This window comes from Caballeronia sp. LZ024 (assembly GCF_031451455.1).
GTDB classification, from domain to species: domain Bacteria; phylum Pseudomonadota; class Gammaproteobacteria; order Burkholderiales; family Burkholderiaceae; genus Caballeronia; species Caballeronia telluris.
This window is the reverse complement of sequence record NZ_JARUXL010000004.1, coordinates 835,896-857,511: the sequence shown is the minus strand read 5'-3', so window position 1 is coordinate 857,511 and position 21,616 is coordinate 835,896. Positions and strand designations below refer to the sequence as shown.

Sequence of the window (21,616 nt, the reverse complement as noted above, 5' to 3'; positions counted from 1 at the left end):
CGATTACCCCAGGCTCACGTTCGAGCGCGTGAAACGTCCGTAGATCACATACAGCACGAGCGTCGCGGCGAGCAGCAGCGCGCCAAGCGCGCAGGCCATGCCCCAGTTGATCGTCACGTTGGTGAAATACGCGATGTAGTAGCTGACCATCTGGTCGTTCGGTCCGCCGAGCAGCGCCGGCGTGATGTAGTAGCCGATCGCGAGAATGAACACGAGCAGCACGCCCGCGCCGACGCCCGGATACGTCTGCGGCACGTAGACGCGCCAGAACGCGGCGAACGGATGGCTGCCGAGCGACACCGCCGCGCGCTGGTAGGTCGGCGGCACCGACTTCATCACGCTGTAGAGCGGCAGGATCATGAACGGCAGGAGAATGTGCGTCATCGAGATGTAGACGCCGACGCGGTTGAACAGCAGCGCAAACGGTTGGTCGATCAGCCCCGCGCCGATCAGCGCCTTGTTCACGAGACCTTCGCTTTGCAGCAGCACGATCCACGCGGCGACGCGCACCAGCACCGACGTCCAGAACGGAATCAGCACGAGCACCATTACGAGGTTGGCGCGGCGGGCGGGCAGGGTCGAAATCCAGTACGCGAGCGGATAGCCGAGCACGAGCGCGAAGAACGTCACCGCGACACCGATCACGAAGGTGCGCCCGAAGATGTTGAGGTAGATCGACTGGTCGGGACCTGCGTGCTCGATGTTGCCGAAGCCGTCCTGGCGATGATCGAGCGCGGCCAGCAGATAGAACGGCGAATAGCGGCCCGCGTTTTTCGCGATCGCCTGCCAGTAGTTGACGTCGTTCCAGCGTTCGTCGAGTTCGACGATCTTCGCGCGGATCTGCGGCGCGGCGAGCGGCTTGCCGTCGTCGCCGGTGAGCGGCATCGCGCGCGCCGTTTTCGCGACGAGCGAGCGGTAGCCCGGAATCTCGGTGTTCAGGCGCCGGGCGAGCGCGCCCATCGACTCGCCGTCCTGAATCGCGGTCAGGTCCTGGGCGAGCGCGGCATAGGCGGCATCGGGCGGCGGCGTCCTGCGGTCCCACGCGCGCAACGCGGCGCCCGTGTGCGGGAGCGCCGTCGCGACTTCGGGATTTTCGGCCGCCCGCGTGAGCAGCGCGGCGATCGGCACGACGAAGATCAGAAACAGGAAAATCGCGAGGGGCGCGATGAAGACGAGCGCCACCGCGCGCTTTTTCGCTTCCGCGAGCTTCAGTTCGCGCTTGAGCCGGGCGGCGGATTCGAGCGTCGGTTCGGCGGCAATCGTCATCGTGTTCACGCAAAAGTCTCCTGTCGACCCGGCCGCCTTTCGCATGGCGAAGGCGGCCGCCATTCCCTTACTTCGATGCCCACGCCGTGAAGCGCTGTTCCAGTTCGTCGCCGTGATCGGTCCAGAACGCCATGTCCTGCAGCACCGCGTTCTTCGCGTTGGCCGGCGAGTTCGGCATGTTGTCCTGCGTCTTCGCGTCGAGCGACTTGATCGCGGCCTTGTTCACCGGGCCGTAGGCGATGTTCTGCGCATAGACCTGCTGCGGCTTGTCCGACACCGAATACGCGATGAACTTCGTCGCCAGGTCCTTGTTCGGCGAGCCCTTCGGGATCGCCCAGTAGTCGAGGTCGTAGATGCTGCCGTTCCACACGACCTTCAGGTTCTTGCCTTCCTTCTGCGCGGCGTCGATGCGGCCGTTGTAGGCGGTGGACATCACCACGTCGCCCGCGACCAGAAACTGCGGCGGCTGCGCGCCCGCTTCCCACCACTGGATGTTCGGCTTCAGCTCGTCGAGCTTCTTGAATGCGCGATCGGCGCCGCCTTTCGTGCCGAGCACCTTGTACACGTCTTTGGGCGCGACGCCGTCGGCCATCAGCGCGAATTCGAGGTTGTAGCGCGCGCCTTTGCGCATGCCGCGCTTGCCGGGGAATTTCTTCACGTCCCAAAAGTCGGCCCAGCCGGCGGGCGCGGACTTGAGCTTGTCGGCGTTGTAGGCGAGCGCCGTCGACCACACGAAGAACCCGACGCCGCATGTCGCTGGCGACTCCGGCACGAGGTCCGCTTTCTTCGCGATCTTCGACCAGTCGAGCTTTTCGTACAGACCTTCGTCGCAGCCGCGTCCGAGATCGCCCGATTCGACTTCGACGACGTCCCAGTTCACGTGCTTCGCTTCGACCATCGCCTTGACCTTGGCCTGCTCGCCGTTGTACTCGACGGCCGTGACCTTGGCGCCCGATTCCTTCTCGAACGGCTGGTTGAACGCGACTTTCTGCGCGTTGCCGTTTGCGCCGCCGAAGTTCACGACGGTCAGTTCGGCGGCCATCGCCCCCGAGGCACACACGAGCGCAGCCGCAGCCGCGATGGAACACATTGCGAACTTCTTCATGATCGGGTTTCCTCTTCTGCTTGCTGTTATGAGTGGACTGCTGTTGGGAACCGTGGTTGTGCTCAAGCAAATACGCGCAGGTGCTCCGGTGCGAATTCCAGCGCGATGGGCGCGCCGGGGGTGAAGGCGGCGAGCGCGTCCGTGCCGAGCGGCACCTTGACGAAGCACTCGTCCTGCTCGCGCACGCCGCAACGCATGCGCACGTGATCGCCGAAATAGATCAGGCTCTTCGCCTCGCCCGCGAGCGCGTTTGCGCCCGCACGGCCGCTGCCCGCCATCGCCGTGAGCTTCATGCGCTCCGGCCGGATGCACGCGATGGCTTCCGAGCCCGGCTTGGCCTTCGCGACGTTCAGGCCCGAGACGCGCGTGCCGTCGACGAGACGGATGTCGCAGAAGTCGCCTTGTGTCTGCTCGATGGTCCCGCGCAGGCGGTTGCTGTCGCCGATGAAGTTCGCGACGAATTCATTGCAGGGCGCTTCGTAAAGATGGTCGACGGTGTCGAGCTGTTGCACGATGCCTTTGTCGAAGACCGCGACGCGATCGGACATCGTGAGCGCCTCGCCCTGGTCGTGCGTCACGTAGACGAAGGTCACGCCGAGCTTCTCGTGCAGCGATTTCAGTTCGTATTGCATGTGTTCGCGCAACTGTTTGTCGAGCGCGCCGAGCGGCTCGTCCATCAAGACGAGCTTCGGTTCGAACACGAGCGCGCGAGCAAGCGCGATGCGCTGCTGCTGGCCGCCCGAAAGCTGCGCCGGATAACGCTTCGCGAAGCTTTCCATGCGCACCATCTTGAGCGCGGTGTTGACGCGTTCGGCGCGCTCGGCGGCGGACATCTTGCGCACCGTCAGCGGATATTCGACGTTCTGATGAACCGACAGATGCGGAAAGAGCGCGTAGTTCTGAAACACCATGCCGATGTCGCGCTTGTGCGGCGGCACCTTGTTGAGCAGCTTGCCGTCGAGCCAGATCTCGCCGCCCGTTGGAAACTCGAAGCCCGCGAGCATCATGAGGCAGGTCGTCTTGCCGGACCCGGACGGCCCCAGCAGCGTGAGGAATTCGCCCTGATAGATGTCGAGGTCGAGGCCTTTTACGACGAGCGTCTCGCCATCATAGGTCTTGCGAACGCCGCGAAAGCTGACGATCACCTGATCGGATTTCATCGTCCGAGTCTCCTTTCGATTCCTGTATGGCGGATGACCGCGGTTGCAACGCATGCGGCGCCGCACCGGAAATTATTTCCACTGCCTGCAATAACTATAGCCCTGTACGGTTCTACAATGTGGAGCCATTTCAATATTCACGGTAGAACCACTTAAGACGGCCGCGAGTGCGCGCAGGAAACGCCTTGGACACGATCATCCTTTCCGACTGGCTGCACGCGCGGCTCGACCGCGCGCACGCCGCACCGATATACCGTCAGGTGCTCGACCTGATGCAGCAGGCCATCCTGACCGGCCAGCTCGCGCCCGGCACCAAGCTGCCGAGTTCGCGCACGCTCGCCGCCGACCTCGAAATCGCGCGCAATACCGTGCTGCACGTCTACGACCAGCTGACGGCCGAGGGCTACGTGATTTCGTCGACGGGAAGCGGCACCTATGTTGCCGACACGCGTCCGCAAGAAGCCGCGCCGCACGTCGACGACTGCGGGCCGCGCAAGCCCTGCGCGCTCTCCAGACGTGGCGCGCGGCTGATCGCGGAGGCGGGCGTCTCGCCGAAACAGTGGGGCGCCTTCATGCCGGGTGTGCCCGACGTCTCCGAATTTCCCGCGCGCACCTGGAGCCGCCTGCAAGCGCGGCTCTGGAAGCGCGCCAATCCCGAACTGCTGACCTACGCGCCCGGCGGTGGCTACCGGCCACTCAGGCGCGCGCTGTCGGATTATCTGCGCGTCGCGCGGTCGGTGAAGTGCTCGCCGGACCAGATCGTGATCACGACCGGCATCCATCAGTCGATCGACCTCGCCGTGCGCCTGCTCAACGATTTCGGCGACCGCGCGTGGGTCGAAGAGCCGTGCTACTGGGGCGCGCGGAGCGTGCTTCAGTCGGCGGGGCTGACGCTCGTGCCGATTCCCGTCGACGGCGAAGGGCTCAACCCGCTCGAACGAGACATGCAGAACCCGCCGCGCCTCGCGCTCGTGACGCCGTCGCACCAATATCCGCTCGGCATGGTGATGAGCCTCGCGCGGCGGCGCTCGCTGCTCGAATTCGCGCGCCAGCACGACGTGTGGATTATTGAAGACGACTACGACAGCGAGTTTCGATACGGCAGCCGGCCGCTCGCGTCGCTTCAGGGGCTCGACGAAGCGGGGCAGGTGATCTATGTCGGCAGTCTCGGCAAGATGCTGTATCCGGGTCTGCGCATGGGTTATATGGTCGTGCCGGAACAATTGGTCGATACGTTCCGCACGGGCATCGCCGAGCTTTATCGCGAAGGGCAACTGATGCAGCAGGCCGTGCTGACCGAATTCATCATGGACGGCTATCTGACGTCGCACGTGCGGCGCATGCGCACGCTGTACGGAGAGCGGCGGCAATTGCTGATCGACGCGATCACCGCGCATTTCGGCGACACGCTCGACGTGATGGGCGATGAAGCCGGATTGCATCTCGTGCTCGGCCTGCCCGACGGCACCGACGACCGCGCGGTCGCCGCCGCGGCGCTCGAAGCGGGTGTCGTCACGAGGCCGCTCGTCAATTACTACGCGGATGGGGCCTCGGCTCGGCCGGGGCTGATGCTCGGTTATGCGTGCGTGCCGAGCGAGCAGATCGGTCCCGCGTTCGCCACGCTCGCGCAGACGATCGAACAGGCGATGACGCGTCGTGCGGCGCTTGTGCCGTAGTTTGCGATGGGCGTTGCTTGTGCGTTGTCACGCAAGGGTGTCGAAGAGTGCTTCGCGTTCCTCAGTCTGCTGCGTCTGTCACTTTGATAAGAGGCTTCAAATCCGGGTTGGAATGCGCGAGCAACTTCAGGGTCGCGCCGCCAAATCTACGAGCGAACTCATCATCGAAAACGTTGTTGTACTCGGCTGCTGGTAGCTCCAACGGAAACAGCCGTGACGTGACCGCTCTGACTTTCGAAGATCGAGCGTATAAGAAACGATCGCCTGTTTTTCGTCGGACCAGAATACTACGACGCACCGCTTTTCTGGATGATCTGACATCAATATCCCCTGCATTGTTGATAGTTCTGAAACGCGCGTTGAGTACAGGCATCCATGAAACGCGCACCGCCCATTGCAAAATGCCCTGTATGAAGGAGTGCTTGGCTTTATGGGGTTGCCGAGCATCAGGGTGCGGGGCGGGGTTCATCTTCGCTTTGAGATCGGGTGTGAGAGGGCGAGCAGATCGAGTACTGCCGCACCGAATGGGCGGCGAACTTGTCATCAACCTTGAGCGCAAATTCTCGTCGCTGCCGGCAGTGAATTAATCCGGCGCGGGTCGCGTCGGTGAGTCCCAATTAATCGGCCGTTCTGTCGCGAATTTGAAACGTTCGCGCAATTCGGGATTCGAATACCCTTGCATCAGCATCAACATGCCTCCCAGCCTACGCGCATCCTCGTCAGTGATCGCGGAGTCTGAGGCGTCCTGATCATCAAGCGGTACAGGCATAACCATAGCTCGCTCAATCTGGGCCTGGACCTGTGTTCGCTGTATATTACAAATTTTGAATTCCCCAGAATCTTCGTCATAGAAAACGATTGTAGCTCGCGGTGTTTTCGTCATCTTAGTATCGTCTGCAAGGGCCTCGACGAGCCGCGCATGAGCACTAGACGCGGCAAAAAGAAAGGCAGGAGCACCGCTGGAAGACCGGTGCTTCTTGACCGGCTATTCGTCGCGCGGGAGTGGTGCCTGCGTCACGGTCATGTATTGCTTGATCTCGGGCTGGCCCAGTGCAATCAGGTTGAGGACCGCGACGCCCAGTCGTCTTGCAAATTCGTCGTCGAGCTTGAACTCGAATTCATCGAGAAGGATTGGCATCTCAAGTCTTGTTGCCATGAGGTCGGCCAGTCGGGCAGTTTCAACCGTGCGCGCTGTCAGCATTTGGCGGTCTTCTGCGTAAGTCAAAACAACCGAATAGGGTGGGTGCTTTGCGGCCATCAATATCCCCTGCATTGCTGATAGTTAGAGAATGCCTGTTGCTTGCACAGAGCAAGGGCGCGAGCGCCGCCCATCGGAATGGCGAGGGCGTTGCACATGTCAAGGTCCCTCTCGTAAGCGGCGAAGCACTCTCCTTCCTCTCCTTCACTTACACCACGCGCCGCCAGTTCCGTTATATCACCGCTCGATGAATCCGGCTGATATTCAAACGGCTGCGCGTCACTGAGCAGGCTACCGCCGTCGCTGTCTTCGGTATTCCCGGACGGCGTCGCGGCATCTGCCAGATCACTAGCGCCGTCGGCCAGTGATGAAGCGCCCGCATTTGCATAGCGGGCGGCAACGGCATTCACCTGGTCGACCATGTCGTTATAGCGTTCAATATAAGCCGTCGCCGCATCGTATGACATCCCGAAGCCGGTCATCAATGATTCGCGGAAACTGGGAAGCTCTTGCGGCTTAGGTGCCGGATTGCTCACCGCGCCGCCTGGTGGCGCTTGCTCGGCAATGAGTACAACACTCTCGCCGCGAATCATGGACTGCAAGGTTTCTACGACGTCAAGGGCAGCGCCATGCTTTGCCAGCCGCTGATGCCAATGGAAATTCGTCCCGAGAAACGAGCGCACCCGTTGAACAAGCGCGGCATCCTTTGCCCATACATCGGCGAATGCGCGTTGCGAAAATTTCTTGCCTTCTTCAATCGCCTGTTTCTGCTCGGCGGTGAGAAAAATTGGCCCACTTCCGTAGGCATCCTTGCTATACATCATCCAGCGTTGAAACGAATCGGTCTTCAGTTCAATTCCACCCATCGCCGGCCCCGTCGTTTATGACGGCGTAAACCTAGCAGATTGTAGGACACCTATGTTTTTGGGATGCGCTTCGAGGAATTCAAACATTTCATGTAGCCCAAAGCGGGCCGATTCGCTCAAGCACGTTGCCGTTATCCGCGCGCGTGCCCGATAGACCAGCCGATGACGCATCGCGCCGCGCCTATCCCGTAATTTGCAGTAAGCGTTGCTTACACATTATCACGCCGCTTTCGCGCACCGCCGCGTACAGTTTCGACTACCGATTCGTCCGGCATCGACCGATCCGGACGACCTTTTTGATCGGCAGATTTCTGGAACGTACAAGAGGTGCTCATGAAGAAAAGTCGAATCGTTGTTGCGCTACTTTGCGCGAGCGTAGGTCTGTCAACCAGCGCGGCCTTCGCGCAGCAGATCCACGGCGGCCCCGAAGACGGACACGGCGGCCCGGGCCATCAGCCGTATGCAAGCAACCAGCCTCAACAGGGTCATCCGGGCGCAGCGCACGACCAGGGCCATGACGACCGTCACGACATGGGACGTCCGCCGGCGCACGCGGACAACGGTCCGGATCATCGGGACTGGCACAAGGGCGAGCGCCTGTCGAGCGACTATCACAACCGCCAGTATGTCGTCGACGACTGGCGCGGCTATGGGCTGCGCCAGCCGCCGCGTGGTTATCACTGGGTCGGCGTGGGCGGCGACTATCTGCTCGTCGCGGTGACCTCGGGAATCATCGCGCAGATCGTGCTCGCACGATAAGCGCTGCGGCGCGCTCTATCGCGACGTTGGGACGCTTGATTTCTCCGTCGCGTGACGGCGCGTTCAGCTCGGTTTTCTCTCGGTTGCGTCACATCCCGTAGACCAACCCTTCGCACCGGCGTCGTGCCGGTGCTTTTTTGCCCGCGGGACTTACGCGCTCATCGCCCGCACGATGCGCGCGAGCGACTTCAACGCGACGGCCGGCGAGTCCTCGAACTGCGCGGCGACGATCGCGCCGTCGACCGCCATCGCGAGCGCTTGCGCATCCGCCTTCGCGGTCCGGGAGGCGGGCAGCAGCTTCCTGATCGCGTCGGTCATGTCGCGCTTGTGGCGGCGCGCGATATCCAGGGCGTGCGCGTGCGTGCCACCCACTTCCGCCACGGAATTGATGAACGCGCAGCCGCGATAAACATCGCTTTCGAACCATTCGGCGAGCGCCGGCACGAGCGCGGCGCAGCCGCCGCCGTGACGTTCGAGCGCGTCGGCGAACCACGTCATCCAGTTCTTGTGTCGATACTCCAGGAACGCGACGATCAGATCGTCCTTGCTCGGAAAATACCGATAGAACGTCTTCTTGGCGACGCCCGATTCCGCGATCACCCGGTCGATGCCGGTCGCGCGGATGCCGTCGCGATAAAAAAGATCGTGCGCGGTATGCAGGATGCGATCGGACGGCGAGGGATCGTTGGCTTCGGTGGCTTCGGCTTGAGCGGTGCGGTTCATGCAAACGATTGTAGACAGGTCTGTCTCCCTACGCTAGAGTTTGCGAGGAGACAAGTCTGTCTACCCGCCACTGAACCTGTAACCAGGATGCGCCATGGAAACCAAACCGCCGTTCCCGCCGTTCGATATCGAATCCGCGAAGCTGAAAGTGCGTCTGGCCGAAGACGGCTGGAACAGCCGCGATCCGAAGCGCGTCGCGCTTGCGTATAGCGAGGACACACGCTGGCGCAATCGCGCGGAATTCGTCGACGGGCGTGCCGCCGTGGAGGCGTTCCTGCAGCGCAAATGGGCGCGCGAACTCGACTATCGGCTGATCAAGGAGTTGTGGGCGCACGACGGTTCGCGCATCGCGGTGCGGTTCGCCTACGAATGGCACGACGATTCCGGCCACTGGTTCTCCAGTTATGGCAACGAGAACTGGCAGTTCAACGAGGCTGGGCTGATGACGCACCGGCATGCGAGCATCAACGACTTGCCGATCAAGGAATCGGAGCGCAAATATCACTGGCCGCTCGGCCGCCGCCCGGACGATCATCCGGGCCTGAGCGACCTCGGGTTATGACCGGCTAGCGATCGCGTCGCCGGCGGAACACCCACCATCCGGCGAGCACGGTGAAGCTTGCCACGATCAGCACCATCAGCCAGAACCCGTGATGATTCTCGGCGAACGGAATGCCGCCGACGTTCATCCCGAAGAATCCCGCGACGATGTTGATCGGCAGCGCGAGCACCGTGACCAGCGTCAGCGTGAAGAGCGTGCGGTTGCTCTGCTCGTCCATGCGCGTGCCGATTTCTTCCTGCAAGAGCTTGATGCGCTCGACGAGTCCGGCCAGATCGCCGAGCACGAGCGAGAATTCTTCGGTCGCGTCGCGCAGATCCTGCACATCATGCAGATGCAGCCAGCGCGGCGGCCGCGCGAGCAGGCGGAACACGGAGCCCGGCTCGGGCGCGAGCAGGCGTTGGAGGCGCACGAGGACGCGTCGCATGGCGCCGAGGTCGGAGCGGCTGGCGGGCGCGCGCATCGAAAGGAAACGATCCTCGATACCGTCCACCTCGACGTTCGTGCGTCGCACGATCTGCACCAGCAGGTCGCCCTGATCGCGCAACAGGTGCGTGAGCAGTTCGGCGGGCGAGCGGAATACTTCGCCGCGCCGCACGGATTCGCGCAGCGTGTCCACCGATCGCAGCGGCTTGAGCCGCGCGGTGACGAGCAGTCTCTGATGCGTGTAGACCCAGAGCGTCGCGATTTCGGCGGGCGTCAGTTCGAAGTTGAAGATGACGTCGTTGATGACGGCGATGAGCGCGCCTTCCTGATGCTCGATGCGGGTCGAATGCGAGCCGTCGCGCAGGGTGTCGAAAAAAGCGTCGGGCAGGTCGAGCCGCGCGCGCATCCAGCGCTCGCTCGAACTGTTCGCAAGGTCGAAGTGCAGCCAGAGAAATTCCTTCGCGGCGTCCGCGCGCGACAGCCATTCGACGACGCCGCTCGAATCGATGGGCGTGCCGGGTTCGTCGGCGACGAAGCGAAAGCCGCAAACGAGGCCCGAGAAGTCGGAGCCGTATGGCGCTGGCTGGATCGTGGCGGATTTCATGCGGGGGGTGGAATGGTCGATGATGCCGTGGTTCGGAACGCCTTCAGTGCCGTAGTGTGCCATCGGTTCGCCGCCGGATTGCCCGGATTGCGCGCGTCGAGTGCTGCGCGTCTCGGTGAAATCGTGCATATTGGATCGCTGGCGTGACTGTCATATTGATCCACTACGATGACACGACGCGTGATTGCCTCGCATTCGCCGCTTTACGGAGAACCGACGTGGATATTCAGGACGAAATCGACGAGCCCACGCAGACGAGCGCGGCCGGCCTGATACGGCTTGCCATGGCGATCACCGAATTGATGCGCGAGCAGGCCATCGACAGCAGGTTGGGCGCGAAACTGCACAAGCGTCTCGAAAAGGAGGCGAAGCGTGTCGTCGAACGGGGCCCGGTGAGCCTCGGGAAGGCAGAGCAGGCCGCGTTGCGCGATGCCATCGATGCGCTCGAACATGCGCTCGTCCAGCGCGGCGCCGATCTGCTCGTGCAGGCGAACGCGCGCCTTCGCGCCAGCGAAGAAGCGCCCGTCAAGCGGCGGCGGAACAAGAAAGACGACGCCTGAGCGCGCCCACGGCCGCGAACGTCCGCGCGATGCCCGGTCCGGGCGCGAAACCTGCTTCCCGTCGCTCAGGCGAATATTCCGGGCGTTTCATGCATTCAGTCTTTCAGTCTTCTTGCGTCCTCTGGACGGATCGAAGTGTCGACGTCGATTTGCAGCGTTGGCGCGTTCTCGTCGTGGACGATAACGAAGCAAGCGCCGAAGGACTCGCCGCCGCGCTCGCCGCCGATGGCCTCGAAACCCGCTATGCGCTGAGCGGTGTCGACGCCCTCCACGCGATCGACGGGTGGATTCCGCACGTGATCGTCCTCGACATCAGCATGCCGGAGCACGACGGTTTCGCCACCGCGCGCGTCCTGAGGCGAATTCCGCCGACCCGCAACGTCGGGATCATCGCGTTTACCGCGCTGGGCGAAGATTACGTGCGCACGCAAGGCCTGCGCGCTGGCTTCGACGGTTATTGCCAAAAGGGCAATACGCCCGGCGCGCTGGTTCACCTCATCCAGCGGCTCGTCCACTAGCCGCCTTCCTCGCTCTTCACGACGCGGCGCACGAAAAATCTGCGCCGCGATTGTTCTGCCCCCGTCAACCAACGTGCCGGTCCGATCCGCGAGAAGCCTTGCGCGGCGCGCCTTCGCGCCCGATTAATGTTTCGGTGCCAGATCGATTGTTGGTTTATCCCGAAAAGAGAATTGAAATTTATGGAGATAAAAATTCGATAGTAGGGGTATACACTGCATTTCATCGACGTAGCACACAGTTTCAAGCAAGCCTGCTGCGGCGTCTTCTGAAACGAACGTCAAACGCCTTTGGAGAACACCATGAAACGCAATCTTCTCGCTACCTTGCTGATCGCAGCTTCCGCCGCTCTCGCCGCGCCGGCTTTCGCCAGCGGCTACGGTCCGGCTCCTTCGTATCGCCCGGCAGTCGGGGCGCCCGCTTCGCAACAAGGCCCGAGCGCACAGACCATCGCCGCTGAACAGGCAACGAGCGGCAGCGACGCCCGCGCCTACGGCGGTTCGCGCGACACGCTGAGCCAGGCAGGCAGCCGCGCGCAAGCCAACGACACGAACTCGATCTACTTCGGTCACTGATCGAAACCGCGTCCGACCGGCTATCCGCCGGTCCGGGCGCGTCGCGTAAACGAACCGACGCCCGGTGCAGCAGACTCACGAGGTCTCGCTGCACCGGGCGTCGGCGCGTTTGCGGCTTCAGTTCGGCTTTAGTTCCGGCGCGCTGCTCGCGCAATCACGTCCCGTAGAGCGCTTCGCGCATGACCGACGCCAACTCGGCCGCCACAAATTTCGAGACGTAGGCGTTCGCGCCGACCTTGCGCACGTGCTGCTCGTTCGCCGAACCCGACAGCGACGAGTGGATCACGACCGGAATCGATTGCAGGCCCGCGTCCGCCTTGATGCGGCGCGTGAGCGTGAAGCCGTCCATTTCCGGCATTTCGAGATCGGTCAGCACCAGCGCGATCTGGTCGCTGACGGCGGTGCCGTCGGCTTCGGCCTTTTTCTGCGCGCTTTGCAGCACGTTCCACGCTTCCAGGCCCGTCTTCGTCATCACGAACGGCACGCCCATCGCGGTCAGGCTCTGTTCGATCAGGCTGCGCGCGACGCCCGAGTCGTCGGCGGCGAGTACTTTCGCGCCCGGCTTGAGCTTTACGTGGCCCGTGCTTTCCTCGGTGATGTCGGCGTCCTGCGACGGCAGCACGTCGCGCACGATGCGCTCGACGTCGAGCACCTGCGCGAGCCGCGAGCCGTCGACATTGCCATCGAGGCGCGCGAAGCTCGTCACGGTGCTGCCGCTCGAATGCGATTCCGCCGACAACACCTGATTCCACTCCAGCCGCACGATATCGTCGACTTCCTCGACGGCGAAACCTTGCGTCGTGCGCGCGAATTCCGTGACGAGCAGGATCTTCGGACCGTTTTTCGGACGGCAGCCGGTGACTTTCGCCAGGTCGATCACCGGAATGATCTGGCCGCGAATGTCCGCGACGCCGAGAATTTCGTCGTTCGCGCCCGCCACGGCGGTGATGGCCGGCATCGCGAGGATTTCGCGCACCTTGAAGACGTTGATGCCGTAAAGCTCCCGCTGCTCCGAATCCGGGGCTTCGCCCAGCCGGAACAGCAGCAGCTCGAACATGTTGTTGCCGGCGAGCCGGACGCGCTGCTCGATGTCGTGCTGTGAATTGCTCACTCTTTGCCCCTGATCGTCGCCGGGAAGCGGCGTGCGCGTCCAGGCGTGTGTGTAAGTCTGCGTGCCATCGCCCGGTGTGCGGCGATGGATTGCTGATTAGCGGCAGACTTCTGCGAAACTGAAGGCATGTCCGATACGAAATCCCGCCGGGCCTTGACCGGCGGCAAACCGGCGTTGCGGGCGGTGGCGCACATCGCGAGGGGTCTCTGATCTATACTTTTTGAATAGTCGGGGTAATCGGGGCGTAAATTGCCGGCGCGCGCGGACGCTTACCGCGGCGAGAAGTGGCGATCCCGAAGAAGAAACAGCACTATGCATGGGACAAGCGCGCATCGGCCGATGCGTGCCGTGCAGTCAAACCGGAGGCGCTCGATGGCAACTGTCGCACAGGTTCTGAATTCGAAGCCCGAACAGACGGTCTATACGATTGCCGCGACGTCGTCGGTGTACGACGCGATCAAGCTGATGGCCGAAAAGCACATCGGCGCGGTGGTGGTGACGGAGGGCGACGAGATCGTCGGCATCATGACGGAGCGCGACTACGCGCGAAAGGTGGTGCTGATGGACCGCGCGTCGAAGCAGACGCCGGTGCGCGACATCATGACGTCGCAGGTGCGCTACGTGCGCCTAGACCAGACCACCGACGACTGCATGGCGCTCATGACGGACAAGCGCATGCGCCATTTGCCGGTGATCGACGGCGGCAAGCTCGTCGGCATGATTTCGATCGGCGATCTGGTCAAGAACATCATCTCCGAGCAGCAGTTCACCATTCAGCAGCTCGAATTCTATATTCGCGGGGAGCATACGTAGGGCGTGCAACGGCTGCTGTCTGCGCGTATCTGAGCCTGGGCGCGCCATGCGCCCGGCTCATTCCTTCGATCCCGGAACCAAGCAAACTGTAAGCCACTCCTATACTGGCTGCGACGCGTGAAGCGCGCGCCGCGTCGCGATTCATCCGGAAAACGCGGCGCGTTGTGCACGAGGAGGCGCCCGCCCGATGACCCCGCTAGACACGCCCGCCGCACCGCCGGACGAAGCTCCCGCCTGCGCCCCCGTTCTCACGATCCCCGACGACGCCCCGTTTTTCATCGTCATGAACGCGGGTTCCGGCCGCAAGCAGAGCGCACAGACGCGCGCGATCCTCGAACGCGAACTGGGCGCCGCCGGACGCCGCTATGAACTGCGTCTCGTCGACGATCCCGCCGAACTCGGCGCCACCGCGCGTCGCGCCGTGGCCGACGCGATCGCACAGAACGGCGTGGTCGTGGGCGCGGGCGGCGACGGCACGCTCTGCGCCGTCGCCGAGGCGACGCTCGGCAGCGGCTGCCCCTACGCCGTCCTGCCGCGCGGCACGTTCAACTACTTCAGCCGCGACCACGGCATTCCCGCCGATCTCGAAGCATCGACGCGCCTTTTGCTCACCGCGCGCGCCTATCCGGTGCAGGTCGGCGTCGTGAACGGCCGCATGTTTCTCGTCAACGCGAGTCTCGGCCTTTATCCGAAGCTCCTCGAAGACCGCGAAGTCTACAAGCGCCAGTTCGGCCGCAGCCGCCTGATCGCGCTCTTTTCCGCGATGGCGACCCTGCTGCGGCGTCATCGCCATCTTCGGCTGCACATCGACCACGACGGAGAGCGGCGCGAAATCCGCACGTCGACGCTCTTTGTCGGCAACAACCGGCTGCAACTGGAACAGATCGGCATGAAGGAGGCGCCGCTTCTGGAACAGGGCTTGCTCGCAGCGATCGCGCCGCGCGCGGTCGGCCGGCTCGCGAAGATCGTGCTCACGCTGCGCGGCGCGGCGGGGCGTCTTTCCGACGCGGACAACGTCGTCAGTTTTACGTTTCGCCGCATCACCGTGACGCATCCGGGCAAGCGCCGCCGCCGCGTGAAGATCGCGACCGACGGCGAAACGACATGGCTCGACATGCCGCTCGAATTCCACGTCGCGCCGGAACCGCTCTTTTTGCTCAAGCCGGAGCCCGACATCGCCCAAGCCAATCGCTCATGACGCTGCTGCTGCAGGTTTCCGATCCGCATTTCGGCACTGAACGGCCGCGCGTCGTCGATGCGCTGCTGCGTCTCGTCGATTCGATGCCGCCCGATCTCGTCGTGATGTCCGGCGATCTCACGCAGCGCGCGCGCCGCGCGCAATTTCTCGCGGCGCGCGCGTTCGTCGACCGGCTCGGCGCCACGCCGACGCTCGTCGTGCCGGGCAATCACGACATCCCGCTCTTCAACCTCTTCGCGCGCGCGTTCCGTCCGTACGTGAACCATCAGCGCGTGTTCGGCGTGGATCTCGAACCGGTGTTCGATTCGCCCGCGCTGCTCGTGATCGCGCTGAACACGACGCGGCCCTATCGCCACAAGGACGGCGAGGTGTCGATGCAGCAGGTGCGGCGCGTGGCCGACCGGCTCGAACGTGCGACGCCCCAGCAGTTGCGCATCGTGGTCACGCATCAGCCGGTCGCGGTGACGCGCGCGCAGGACGAGGCGAACCTGCTGCACGGGCGTGAGCGCGCCGTGCAGCGCTGGGCGCGCGCGGGCGCCGATCTCGTGATGGGCGGCCATATCCATCTGCCTTACGTGCTGCCGCTGCACGATACTTTCGCGAATCTGCCGCGCCGGATGTGGGCGGTGCAGGCGGGCACGGCGGTGTCGGCGCGGGTGCGCGGCACGATCGACAATTCGGTGAACCTGATTCGCTACGATCAGACGGACCCCGGGCCGCGGCGCGCGGTCGTCGAGCGCTGGGATTTCGCGGAAGCGAGCGGCGCATTCGGGCGCGTGACGCATCACGAACTCGTCTTCGACGAAGCCCGTCAGGCTTGCGCGATGCCATGAACGCCCTCGGCCGCGTCGACAGCGGCACGCTCGCGCGCTTCGCGGGCGAGCACGCGCTCGCGGGCTTCGGCATCGCGTTGCTCGCGCTCGTGGTCGCGGTGCCGCTCGCGTGGCGCTTCGTGCTGCGCTACGGCGTGCCGCGCGACGACAGCCGCATTCCGCCGAAGACGCTGCTCGTCGTCCAGCTTGCGGTGAGTTTCGCGGTCATCGCGGGCGGGGCGGCGCTTTTCGCCGCGATCGCCGACGAACTCGGCGCCGAAGAAGAACTCGGCCGGCTCGACCAGACGTTCGCCGACGCCATCGCGGAATCGGTCGCGCCCGGCGTAATCCGCGCGTTCGCGTGGATTACGCATCTCGGCGATCCGTGGGTGCTGACCGTGTGGTGTGTCGGCGGCGCGGCGGCGCTGTTCGTCGCGCGGCGGCGGCTGCTCGCGCTCGGCGTGGTGCTCGCGATCGCCGGCAACGGACTGCTCAACCAGACGCTCAAGCACATTTTCGAGCGCGTGCGCCCAGTGCACGATCAGTCGATCGCGACGGCCGCCGGCTGGAGCTTCCCGAGCGGACACACGTCCGGCTCGCTCGTGACCTACGGGATCATCGCCTACGTGCTCGTGCGCACGACGCCCGCGCGCTGGCACGTGCCGATCGCGGTGGCGGCGACGGTCGTCGCGTTCTCGACCGCGTGCAGTCGCGTTTTTCTGCGCGTGCATTTCGCGAGCGACGTGCTGGCGGGTTTCGCGTCGGGGACGGCGTGGCTCGTCGCGTGCATTTTGAGCATCGAGGTGTCGCGGATGGTGTGGCGAAGGCGGCGACGCCCTAGCGCGGCTTGACGACGAGTTCGGGAAAGCCCGTCGCCGGATCGGTTTCGCGCGAGAACCGGTGTTCTTCGAGACACGCGACCAGGATTTCCGCCGTCGTCCGCACGATGCAGCCTTTCGCGACATGGCCGCCGTACACGCGCCCGTCGCGGTCGGAGACGGACATGTGCAGATGCGCGCCATCCGGCGAAAGCGAGCCGGCGAGCGTCAGGATTTCGAGGTCGCCGCGCAGTTCGGCCGGATCGTCGGCGCCCGCGTAGCGCAGTTGCGCGACGCTCAGACTGCCGATGCCCTGCAGCACGAACGCGGCACCGGGCGTGCGCGAGCGGGCGATGTCTTCGAGCGTCGAGCGCAGGTCGTCGCCGGGGACGAGCCGCAGTGGAAGTGTGTGCATCGGGCGGTTCTCCTCGTGAAAGGAACAAGACTACACGCGAGATTGCGACCGCGATGGCATGATGTCCGCGCACGCCGCTTGCTGTCTCGCCATTCACTTCGCCACCCGGAGACCCCATGAGCTTTGAACTGACGGTTCTCGCCTGGACGCTCGTGCTCGCGCTCGTTCAGGTGCTCCTGCCCGCAGTCTTGCGCAATGGCGAGACGGGCATCGGCTACAACGCCGGTCCGCGCGACGCGCCCGCGCCGCCGCCTCGCAAGCTGACCGGCCGCCTGATGCGCGCGCAGAGCAATCTCTTCGAGACGCTGCCGGTGTTCGCCGCCGCGATCCTGATCGCGCATGTCGCTGGACGCGAAGGCGCGCTCACGCACTGGGGCGCGCTGCTTTATATTGTCGCGCGGGTGATCTACGTGCCGCTGTACGCGGCGGGCGTGCCGTTTTTGCGCTCGCTCGTGTGGCTCGCTTCGCTCGCGGGGATCATTCTGGTGCTCGTACCCATCATTTGAACAAGGATTCGCATGACAGACCAGCCGCCGACGATCGAAATCGAAACCGCGCCGAACCCGTCCTTCGCCGTCATCCTGATGCACGGCCTCGGCGCCGATGCGAACGATTTCGTGCCGCTCATCCCCGAGTTGCGTCTGTCCGACGCGCCCGCCGTGCGCTTCGTGTTTCCGAACGCGCCTGAGATCGCGGTGACCGCCAACAACGGCTACGTGATGCGCGCGTGGTACGACATTCTGTCGTTCGAGGGCATCGAGCGGCGCGTCGACGAGGCGGGCATTCTGGAATCGTGCGCCACGATCCGGCGGCTGATCGAGGCGCAGAACGCGCGCGGCATTCCGACCAACCGGATTTTCCTCGCGGGATTTTCGCAGGGCGGCGCGATGACCTACACGGCCGGTCTCACGCACCCCGACAAACTCGCGGGACTGATCGTGCTGTCGGGCTACGCGCCGTCGAAGAGTCTGATCGAGGCGTCGTTCAGCGCCGCGAACCGCGACACGCCGATCTTCGCCGCCCACGGCACAGCCGACGACGTGTTGCCGCTCAAACTCGGTGAAGCCGCGCGCGATTTCGCGCTGGCGGCAGGCTGTCGGGTTCAATGGCACGCGTATCCGATGCCGCATTCGGTCTGCCTCGAAGAGATCGAGGCGTTGCGCGAGTGGCTCGGCGAGCGGCTCGCGGCGGCGTCCTAAGCGCCAGCGCAGAGCGTGCTTTCGTACAGGTTCAGCACCGCGGGCGCGTCCACGCCGACGCACACCGCGCACGCCGGACGCCCGTCCCAGTCGGGCGCGTCGACGTGCATCGCCGACGGCTTCTGGATTGTCTGCCCGGTCGCGATGCCGCTCGTCACGACGCGCACCGGACCGCTGCGCGTCTCGTACAGATGCGGCGCGAGCAGGTACGCGACCGCCGAATAATCGTGCACGTAGATGCCTTCGATCCGGTCGCTCTCGAAATGAAAGCGCTCGTAGTGGCGCGAAATGTCCCAGACGAAGCGGCCCGGCTCGCCGCCGCGGTCGCGGATCGACGCGAGGAAGGCGTTCGTCATCACGGTTTCGTGCGTGACGTCGAGTCCGACGATCGAGAGCTTCCACGGCGCGGCGCAGACGATGTCGGCGGCTTCGGGGTCGCCGTGGACGTTGGCCTCGGCGGCGGGCGTGACGTTGCCGAGCACGCCGCGTATTCCGAACGCGCCGCCCATGATCACCACTTCCTTCACCCGATGCGCGATGCCGGGATCGTCGGCGAGCGCGAGCGCCAGATTCGTCAGCGGCCCGACCGCGAGCAGCGTGACCTCGCCGGGATGCGCGCGCACCGTCTCGACGATGAAACGATGCGCCGGCCGCGCGTCGAGTTTGCCGTGATCCGGCTCGGGCAATGCGATATTGCCGAGACCGTCGTCGCCATGAATCCAGCCGAGCGGCATGGGCGCGGCGCCCTGCAACGGCGCGGCGGCGCCGCGCGCCACCGGCAAGCCCGGTGCGAAACGCTGCGCCAGATATAGCGCGTTGCGCGTGGTGGTATCGATGGTCGCGTTGCCGAAGACGCTCGTGATACCGAGCAGGTCGATCTCCGGATGCAGTGCCTGAAAAACGAGCGCCATGGCGTCGTCGATGCCGGGATCGGTATCGTAGATGACTTTGTGGAGGGGCATGGCGGGTTGTTCCCGAATAACGATTCGTGATGCTTATCTGATGGAAATGCGGCAGGGTTTGTATCCATCGCCGCTGACGGGTTCGGCACGAAGGATTTGCCATGCGCCGGCCGCGACGATCGGACCGACGTTCAGCGGCGGAAAGCGCCGGCTCGCGGCCGAGATTCGTGTCGATACCGCCGGCCTCCGCCCGCCGCAGCAGTCGCCAGGCGAAGCCGCTGGCAGCATCCACGCAATTGCACAAGCCCTGTCGCACGCGCGAGACGCCCATCCCGCATTCTGGCTGACTTGACCGGCGTTCTTCAGTATGATGCACGTCCGCCCGAGGTTTAGAGCCCGCGAAAGCCGTCGATTTTGTAAGCAGGCTTACCTAAAGATCCGGCAAAGTGAGCCGTAAACCGGTGCATCTGCGCTTTATTCGCCGGCGTCGACCGTATTCAGGCGCCGCTGCGCCATCGCGCTGATCCATTAAATTTTGGCTGCGGTGCCGTTCTGGCTGACGCAAAACCCCTGTTGCCTGATCCTTTTCCTGCGATATGCAAGCTCTGCGCTGGACCCTTCCCGTTGCCCGTTGGTCCTTTGCAGTCGCGGGCGCAGCGGAAGTCGGCTTCATCGAGCCGATGGTCCGCCGGCGGTTGAGCAGCCTCTCGCGCAGCGCATTGAAGGTCGCGCACGACTGCCTGCCCGCGCAGACCGACGCCTCCACGGATGCGGGTATCCGGGTCGTGTTCGCATCGCGGCACGGCGAACTGAAGCGCACGACCGACATCCTTCACGCCATCACCGAAAACGAATCCGTCTCGCCGACGGCCTTCAGCCTCTCGGTGCTCAACGCAATGACCGGCGTCCTCGGCATTTCGCGCGGCGAGCGCGCGCCCGCGAGCGCGCTGTCGGCAGGCGAGCAAACGCTCGGACTCGCGCTTCTCGAAGCGCACGCGCAACTCGCGACCGATCCGTCGTCGCCGGTGCTCGTCGTGTATGCAGACGAGCCGGCAGATCCGATCTACGGCGCCGGGCACGATGCAGCAAGCGGCGCGCTTGCGATCCTGCTCGACGAACGGGCCGCGCAACGCATCGAATGCACGCGGACGCATGAAGCGGCGCTGGCCGCGCCGTCATTCGCCACGCAAGCCGAAGCGCTCATGCATTGTCTGGAATCGAAGACGGCGGCGCAATGGCGCGCGCAATCCGCGAACACGAGCGACGTCTGGCAATGGAGCTGGCATGCCGGCCCGCGCTGACTTCATCTGGCGTCTGCTTGCGACCGGAGCGAGCTTCGTCGTGTTCGGCGTCTGCGGGCTGTTGTTTTCGGTGCTCGTGTTCCCGTTCGCTTCGATATGGCCGCATCGCGTGTCGCGCCAGCGCGCCGTCACGGCGATCATTCACGTTTTCTTTCGCACGCTCGTCGCCGCGCTGCAGAAGCTCGGCGTGATGCGGCTCGACATCGCCAACGGATCGGCCTTGCGCACGGGCGCGCCGATGATCGTGGTCGCGAACCACCCGACTTATCTCGACGTGATGATCCTGCTGGCGCTGACGCCTTCGGCTTGCTGCGTCGTCAAGCACGCGCACTGGCGCAATCCGTGTTTCTGGGGCATCGTGCGCGCGGCCGAATACGTGAGCAACGCGGCGCCGCCCGAACTCGTCGAGTCGGCATCGCGTCAGCTCGGCGCCGGCTACACGATGATCATTTTTCCCGAAGGCACGCGCAGTCCCGCGCCGGACCGGCTTCACGCGTTCTCGCGCGGCTTCGCGCATATCGCGCTCAAGGCCGACGCGCCGATTCTGCCCGTGCTCATCGACTGCGATCCGCCCGCGTTCACGAAGCAGATGCGCTGGTATCACGTACCGTCGCGTCCGTTTCGTCTGCGGCTCTACGTGCTCGAACCGATCAACGCGGCGGCGATCGCCGCACAACACGCGAGCACGGCGATCGCCGCGCGCGCGCTCACTCAAGCCGTCGAGGCACATATCAACCAGCGCCTTCTGGACCATGGATTCTTTAAAACTTGAACTGAAAACGCTGCTGATCGAGGCACTCGATCTGGAAGACCTGACGCCCGCCGACATCGACGACGACGCTCCGCTCTTTTCGACCGACGGCGTCGGACTCGACTCGATCGATGCGCTCGAGATCGGCATCGTGCTGCGCAAGCACTTCGCTCTCACGATCGAAGCGAACGGCGAGCGCACGCGCGACCATTTTCGCTCGATCAACACGCTCGCGGCGTTGATCGAAACCCAGCGGAGCACGCACGACGGCGTTGCCGCAACGACTAAAACAGCCTGAGGAGA

Annotated in this window: 27 protein-coding genes; 16 read left to right on the top strand and 11 right to left on the bottom strand. The window is 64.2% G+C overall.

Translation table 11 applies throughout. The annotated features are described in order from the left end of the window. Positions 1 to 3 precede the first annotated feature (3 nt). The 3 genes from QCE48_RS26135 to QCE48_RS26125 form a co-directional block, all read right to left on the bottom strand. The gene (locus QCE48_RS26135) at positions 4 to 1,275 is read right to left on the bottom strand and encodes an ABC transporter permease subunit (protein ID WP_309783305.1); all 1,272 of its coding nucleotides are present in this window, start codon (positions 1,273 to 1,275) and stop codon (positions 4 to 6) included. A 58-nt stretch (positions 1,276 to 1,333) separates the two neighbouring features. Beyond that, the gene (locus tag QCE48_RS26130; protein WP_404982199.1) at positions 1,334 to 2,371 is read right to left on the bottom strand and encodes an ABC transporter substrate-binding protein; all 1,038 of its coding nucleotides are present in this window, start codon (positions 2,369 to 2,371) and stop codon (positions 1,334 to 1,336) included. A gap of 62 nt (positions 2,372 to 2,433) precedes the next feature. Then, the gene (locus tag QCE48_RS26125; RefSeq protein WP_309783304.1) at positions 2,434 to 3,531 is read right to left on the bottom strand and encodes an ABC transporter ATP-binding protein; all 1,098 of its coding nucleotides are present in this window, start codon (positions 3,529 to 3,531) and stop codon (positions 2,434 to 2,436) included. Positions 3,532 to 3,716: 185 nt separating this feature from the next. Here QCE48_RS26125 and QCE48_RS26120 point away from each other — a divergent pair, with 185 nt between their 5' ends. Continuing rightward, positions 3,717 to 5,207, top strand: a complete 1,491-nt coding sequence (locus tag QCE48_RS26120; protein WP_309783303.1) for a PLP-dependent aminotransferase family protein — start codon at positions 3,717 to 3,719, stop codon at positions 5,205 to 5,207. Positions 5,208 to 5,268: 61 nt separating this feature from the next. On the opposite strand, the gene QCE48_RS26115 is transcribed toward QCE48_RS26120, so the two are convergent. The 3 genes from QCE48_RS26115 to QCE48_RS26105 form a co-directional block, all read right to left on the bottom strand. Continuing rightward, positions 5,269 to 5,676, bottom strand: coding sequence for a hypothetical protein (locus QCE48_RS26115; RefSeq protein WP_309783302.1), 408 nt, complete (start codon positions 5,674 to 5,676; stop codon positions 5,269 to 5,271). Between the two features lie 516 nt (positions 5,677 to 6,192). Then, on the bottom strand, positions 6,193 to 6,465 hold the full coding sequence (locus tag QCE48_RS26110) for a hypothetical protein (protein ID WP_309783301.1): 273 nt from the start codon (positions 6,463 to 6,465) through the stop codon (positions 6,193 to 6,195). After that, positions 6,465 to 7,271 carry a hypothetical protein gene (locus tag QCE48_RS26105; protein ID WP_309783300.1) on the bottom strand — a complete coding sequence of 269 codons (807 nt, stop codon included), beginning with the start codon at positions 7,269 to 7,271 and terminating at the stop codon, positions 6,465 to 6,467. Before QCE48_RS26105 ends, QCE48_RS26110 begins: the two co-directional genes overlap by 1 nt. 333 nt (positions 7,272 to 7,604) lie before the next feature. On the opposite strand from QCE48_RS26105, the gene QCE48_RS26100 reads away from it, so the two are divergent. Continuing rightward, a complete protein-coding gene (locus QCE48_RS26100; RefSeq protein ID WP_309783298.1) occupies positions 7,605 to 8,030 on the top strand; it encodes an RcnB family protein in 426 nt (141 codons plus the stop codon). Positions 8,031 to 8,180: 150 nt separating this feature from the next. On the opposite strand, the gene QCE48_RS26095 is transcribed toward QCE48_RS26100, so the two are convergent. Beyond that, the gene (locus tag QCE48_RS26095) at positions 8,181 to 8,753 is read right to left on the bottom strand and encodes a TetR/AcrR family transcriptional regulator (protein WP_309783297.1); all 573 of its coding nucleotides are present in this window, start codon (positions 8,751 to 8,753) and stop codon (positions 8,181 to 8,183) included. A 94-nt stretch (positions 8,754 to 8,847) separates the two neighbouring features. Here QCE48_RS26095 and QCE48_RS26090 point away from each other — a divergent pair, with 94 nt between their 5' ends. After that, positions 8,848 to 9,315, top strand: coding sequence for a nuclear transport factor 2 family protein (locus QCE48_RS26090; RefSeq protein WP_309783296.1), 468 nt, complete (start codon positions 8,848 to 8,850; stop codon positions 9,313 to 9,315). 4 nt (positions 9,316 to 9,319) lie between these two features. Here the strand turns inward: QCE48_RS26090 and QCE48_RS26085 are convergent, their stop codons facing one another. Continuing rightward, positions 9,320 to 10,342, bottom strand: a complete 1,023-nt coding sequence (locus QCE48_RS26085; protein ID WP_309783799.1) for a transporter — start codon at positions 10,340 to 10,342, stop codon at positions 9,320 to 9,322. A gap of 218 nt (positions 10,343 to 10,560) precedes the next feature. On the opposite strand from QCE48_RS26085, the gene QCE48_RS26080 reads away from it, so the two are divergent. The 3 genes from QCE48_RS26080 (at position 10,561) to QCE48_RS26070 (ending at position 11,993) form a co-directional block, all read left to right on the top strand. Continuing rightward, positions 10,561 to 10,902, top strand: a complete 342-nt coding sequence (locus QCE48_RS26080) for a hypothetical protein (RefSeq protein ID WP_309783295.1) — start codon at positions 10,561 to 10,563, stop codon at positions 10,900 to 10,902. A 173-nt stretch (positions 10,903 to 11,075) separates the two neighbouring features. Next, entirely contained in the window at positions 11,076 to 11,420 is a 345-nt protein-coding gene (locus QCE48_RS26075; protein WP_309783294.1) for a response regulator, read from the top strand. 300 nt (positions 11,421 to 11,720) lie between these two features. Then, positions 11,721 to 11,993 carry a hypothetical protein gene (locus tag QCE48_RS26070; RefSeq protein ID WP_309783293.1) on the top strand — a complete coding sequence of 91 codons (273 nt, stop codon included), beginning with the start codon at positions 11,721 to 11,723 and terminating at the stop codon, positions 11,991 to 11,993. A gap of 154 nt (positions 11,994 to 12,147) precedes the next feature. On the opposite strand, the gene QCE48_RS26065 is transcribed toward QCE48_RS26070, so the two are convergent. Further along, complete coding sequence (locus tag QCE48_RS26065; protein WP_309783291.1) at positions 12,148 to 13,104, bottom strand: chemotaxis protein; 957 nt, start codon at positions 13,102 to 13,104, stop codon at positions 12,148 to 12,150. A 372-nt stretch (positions 13,105 to 13,476) separates the two neighbouring features. Here QCE48_RS26065 and QCE48_RS26060 point away from each other — a divergent pair, with 372 nt between their 5' ends. From QCE48_RS26060 to QCE48_RS26045, 4 genes are all read left to right on the top strand, one after another. After that, positions 13,477 to 13,917, top strand: a complete 441-nt coding sequence (locus tag QCE48_RS26060) for a CBS domain-containing protein (protein WP_116563231.1) — start codon at positions 13,477 to 13,479, stop codon at positions 13,915 to 13,917. 187 nt (positions 13,918 to 14,104) lie between these two features. Continuing rightward, positions 14,105 to 15,115, top strand: coding sequence for a diacylglycerol/lipid kinase family protein (locus QCE48_RS26055; RefSeq protein ID WP_404982193.1), 1,011 nt, complete (start codon positions 14,105 to 14,107; stop codon positions 15,113 to 15,115). Beyond that, complete coding sequence (locus QCE48_RS26050; RefSeq protein WP_309783290.1) at positions 15,112 to 15,948, top strand: metallophosphoesterase family protein; 837 nt, start codon at positions 15,112 to 15,114, stop codon at positions 15,946 to 15,948. Before QCE48_RS26055 ends, QCE48_RS26050 begins: the two co-directional genes overlap by 4 nt. Continuing rightward, a complete protein-coding gene (locus QCE48_RS26045) occupies positions 15,945 to 16,778 on the top strand; it encodes a phosphatase PAP2 family protein (RefSeq protein ID WP_309783289.1) in 834 nt (277 codons plus the stop codon). The genes QCE48_RS26050 and QCE48_RS26045 overlap by 4 nt, the downstream gene beginning before the upstream one ends. On the opposite strand, the gene QCE48_RS26040 is transcribed toward QCE48_RS26045, so the two are convergent. After that, positions 16,765 to 17,160: a DNA-binding protein gene (locus QCE48_RS26040; RefSeq protein ID WP_309783288.1), complete on the bottom strand. Its 396-nt coding sequence runs from the start codon at positions 17,158 to 17,160 to the stop codon at positions 16,765 to 16,767. The genes QCE48_RS26045 and QCE48_RS26040 overlap by 14 nt on opposite strands. Before the next feature lie 116 nt (positions 17,161 to 17,276). Here QCE48_RS26040 and QCE48_RS26035 point away from each other — a divergent pair, with 116 nt between their 5' ends. Beyond that, positions 17,277 to 17,666, top strand: coding sequence for an MAPEG family protein (locus QCE48_RS26035; RefSeq protein WP_087628609.1), 390 nt, complete (start codon positions 17,277 to 17,279; stop codon positions 17,664 to 17,666). A 12-nt stretch (positions 17,667 to 17,678) separates the two neighbouring features. Then, positions 17,679 to 18,359, top strand: a complete 681-nt coding sequence (locus QCE48_RS26030; RefSeq protein ID WP_309783286.1) for an alpha/beta hydrolase — start codon at positions 17,679 to 17,681, stop codon at positions 18,357 to 18,359. On the opposite strand, the gene QCE48_RS26025 is transcribed toward QCE48_RS26030, so the two are convergent. Further along, positions 18,356 to 19,321, bottom strand: a complete 966-nt coding sequence (locus QCE48_RS26025; RefSeq protein ID WP_309783285.1) for a nucleoside hydrolase — start codon at positions 19,319 to 19,321, stop codon at positions 18,356 to 18,358. The two genes, QCE48_RS26030 and QCE48_RS26025, sit on opposite strands and share 4 nt — an antisense overlap. Here QCE48_RS26025 and QCE48_RS26020 point away from each other — a divergent pair. The 4 genes from QCE48_RS26020 (at position 19,320) to QCE48_RS26005 (ending at position 21,611) form a co-directional block, all read left to right on the top strand. Beyond that, positions 19,320 to 19,613 carry a hypothetical protein gene (locus tag QCE48_RS26020; RefSeq protein WP_309783284.1) on the top strand — a complete coding sequence of 98 codons (294 nt, stop codon included), beginning with the start codon at positions 19,320 to 19,322 and terminating at the stop codon, positions 19,611 to 19,613. The genes QCE48_RS26025 and QCE48_RS26020 overlap by 2 nt on opposite strands. 244 nt (positions 19,614 to 19,857) lie before the next feature. Then, entirely contained in the window at positions 19,858 to 20,562 is a 705-nt protein-coding gene (locus tag QCE48_RS26015; RefSeq protein ID WP_309783282.1) for a beta-ketoacyl synthase chain length factor, read from the top strand. Further along, on the top strand, positions 20,546 to 21,334 hold the full coding sequence (locus QCE48_RS26010; RefSeq protein WP_309783280.1) for a lysophospholipid acyltransferase family protein: 789 nt from the start codon (positions 20,546 to 20,548) through the stop codon (positions 21,332 to 21,334). Before QCE48_RS26015 ends, QCE48_RS26010 begins: the two co-directional genes overlap by 17 nt. Continuing rightward, the gene (locus QCE48_RS26005; RefSeq protein WP_309783276.1) at positions 21,315 to 21,611 is read left to right on the top strand and encodes a phosphopantetheine-binding protein; all 297 of its coding nucleotides are present in this window, start codon (positions 21,315 to 21,317) and stop codon (positions 21,609 to 21,611) included. Before QCE48_RS26010 ends, QCE48_RS26005 begins: the two co-directional genes overlap by 20 nt. Positions 21,612 to 21,616 lie beyond the last annotated feature (5 nt).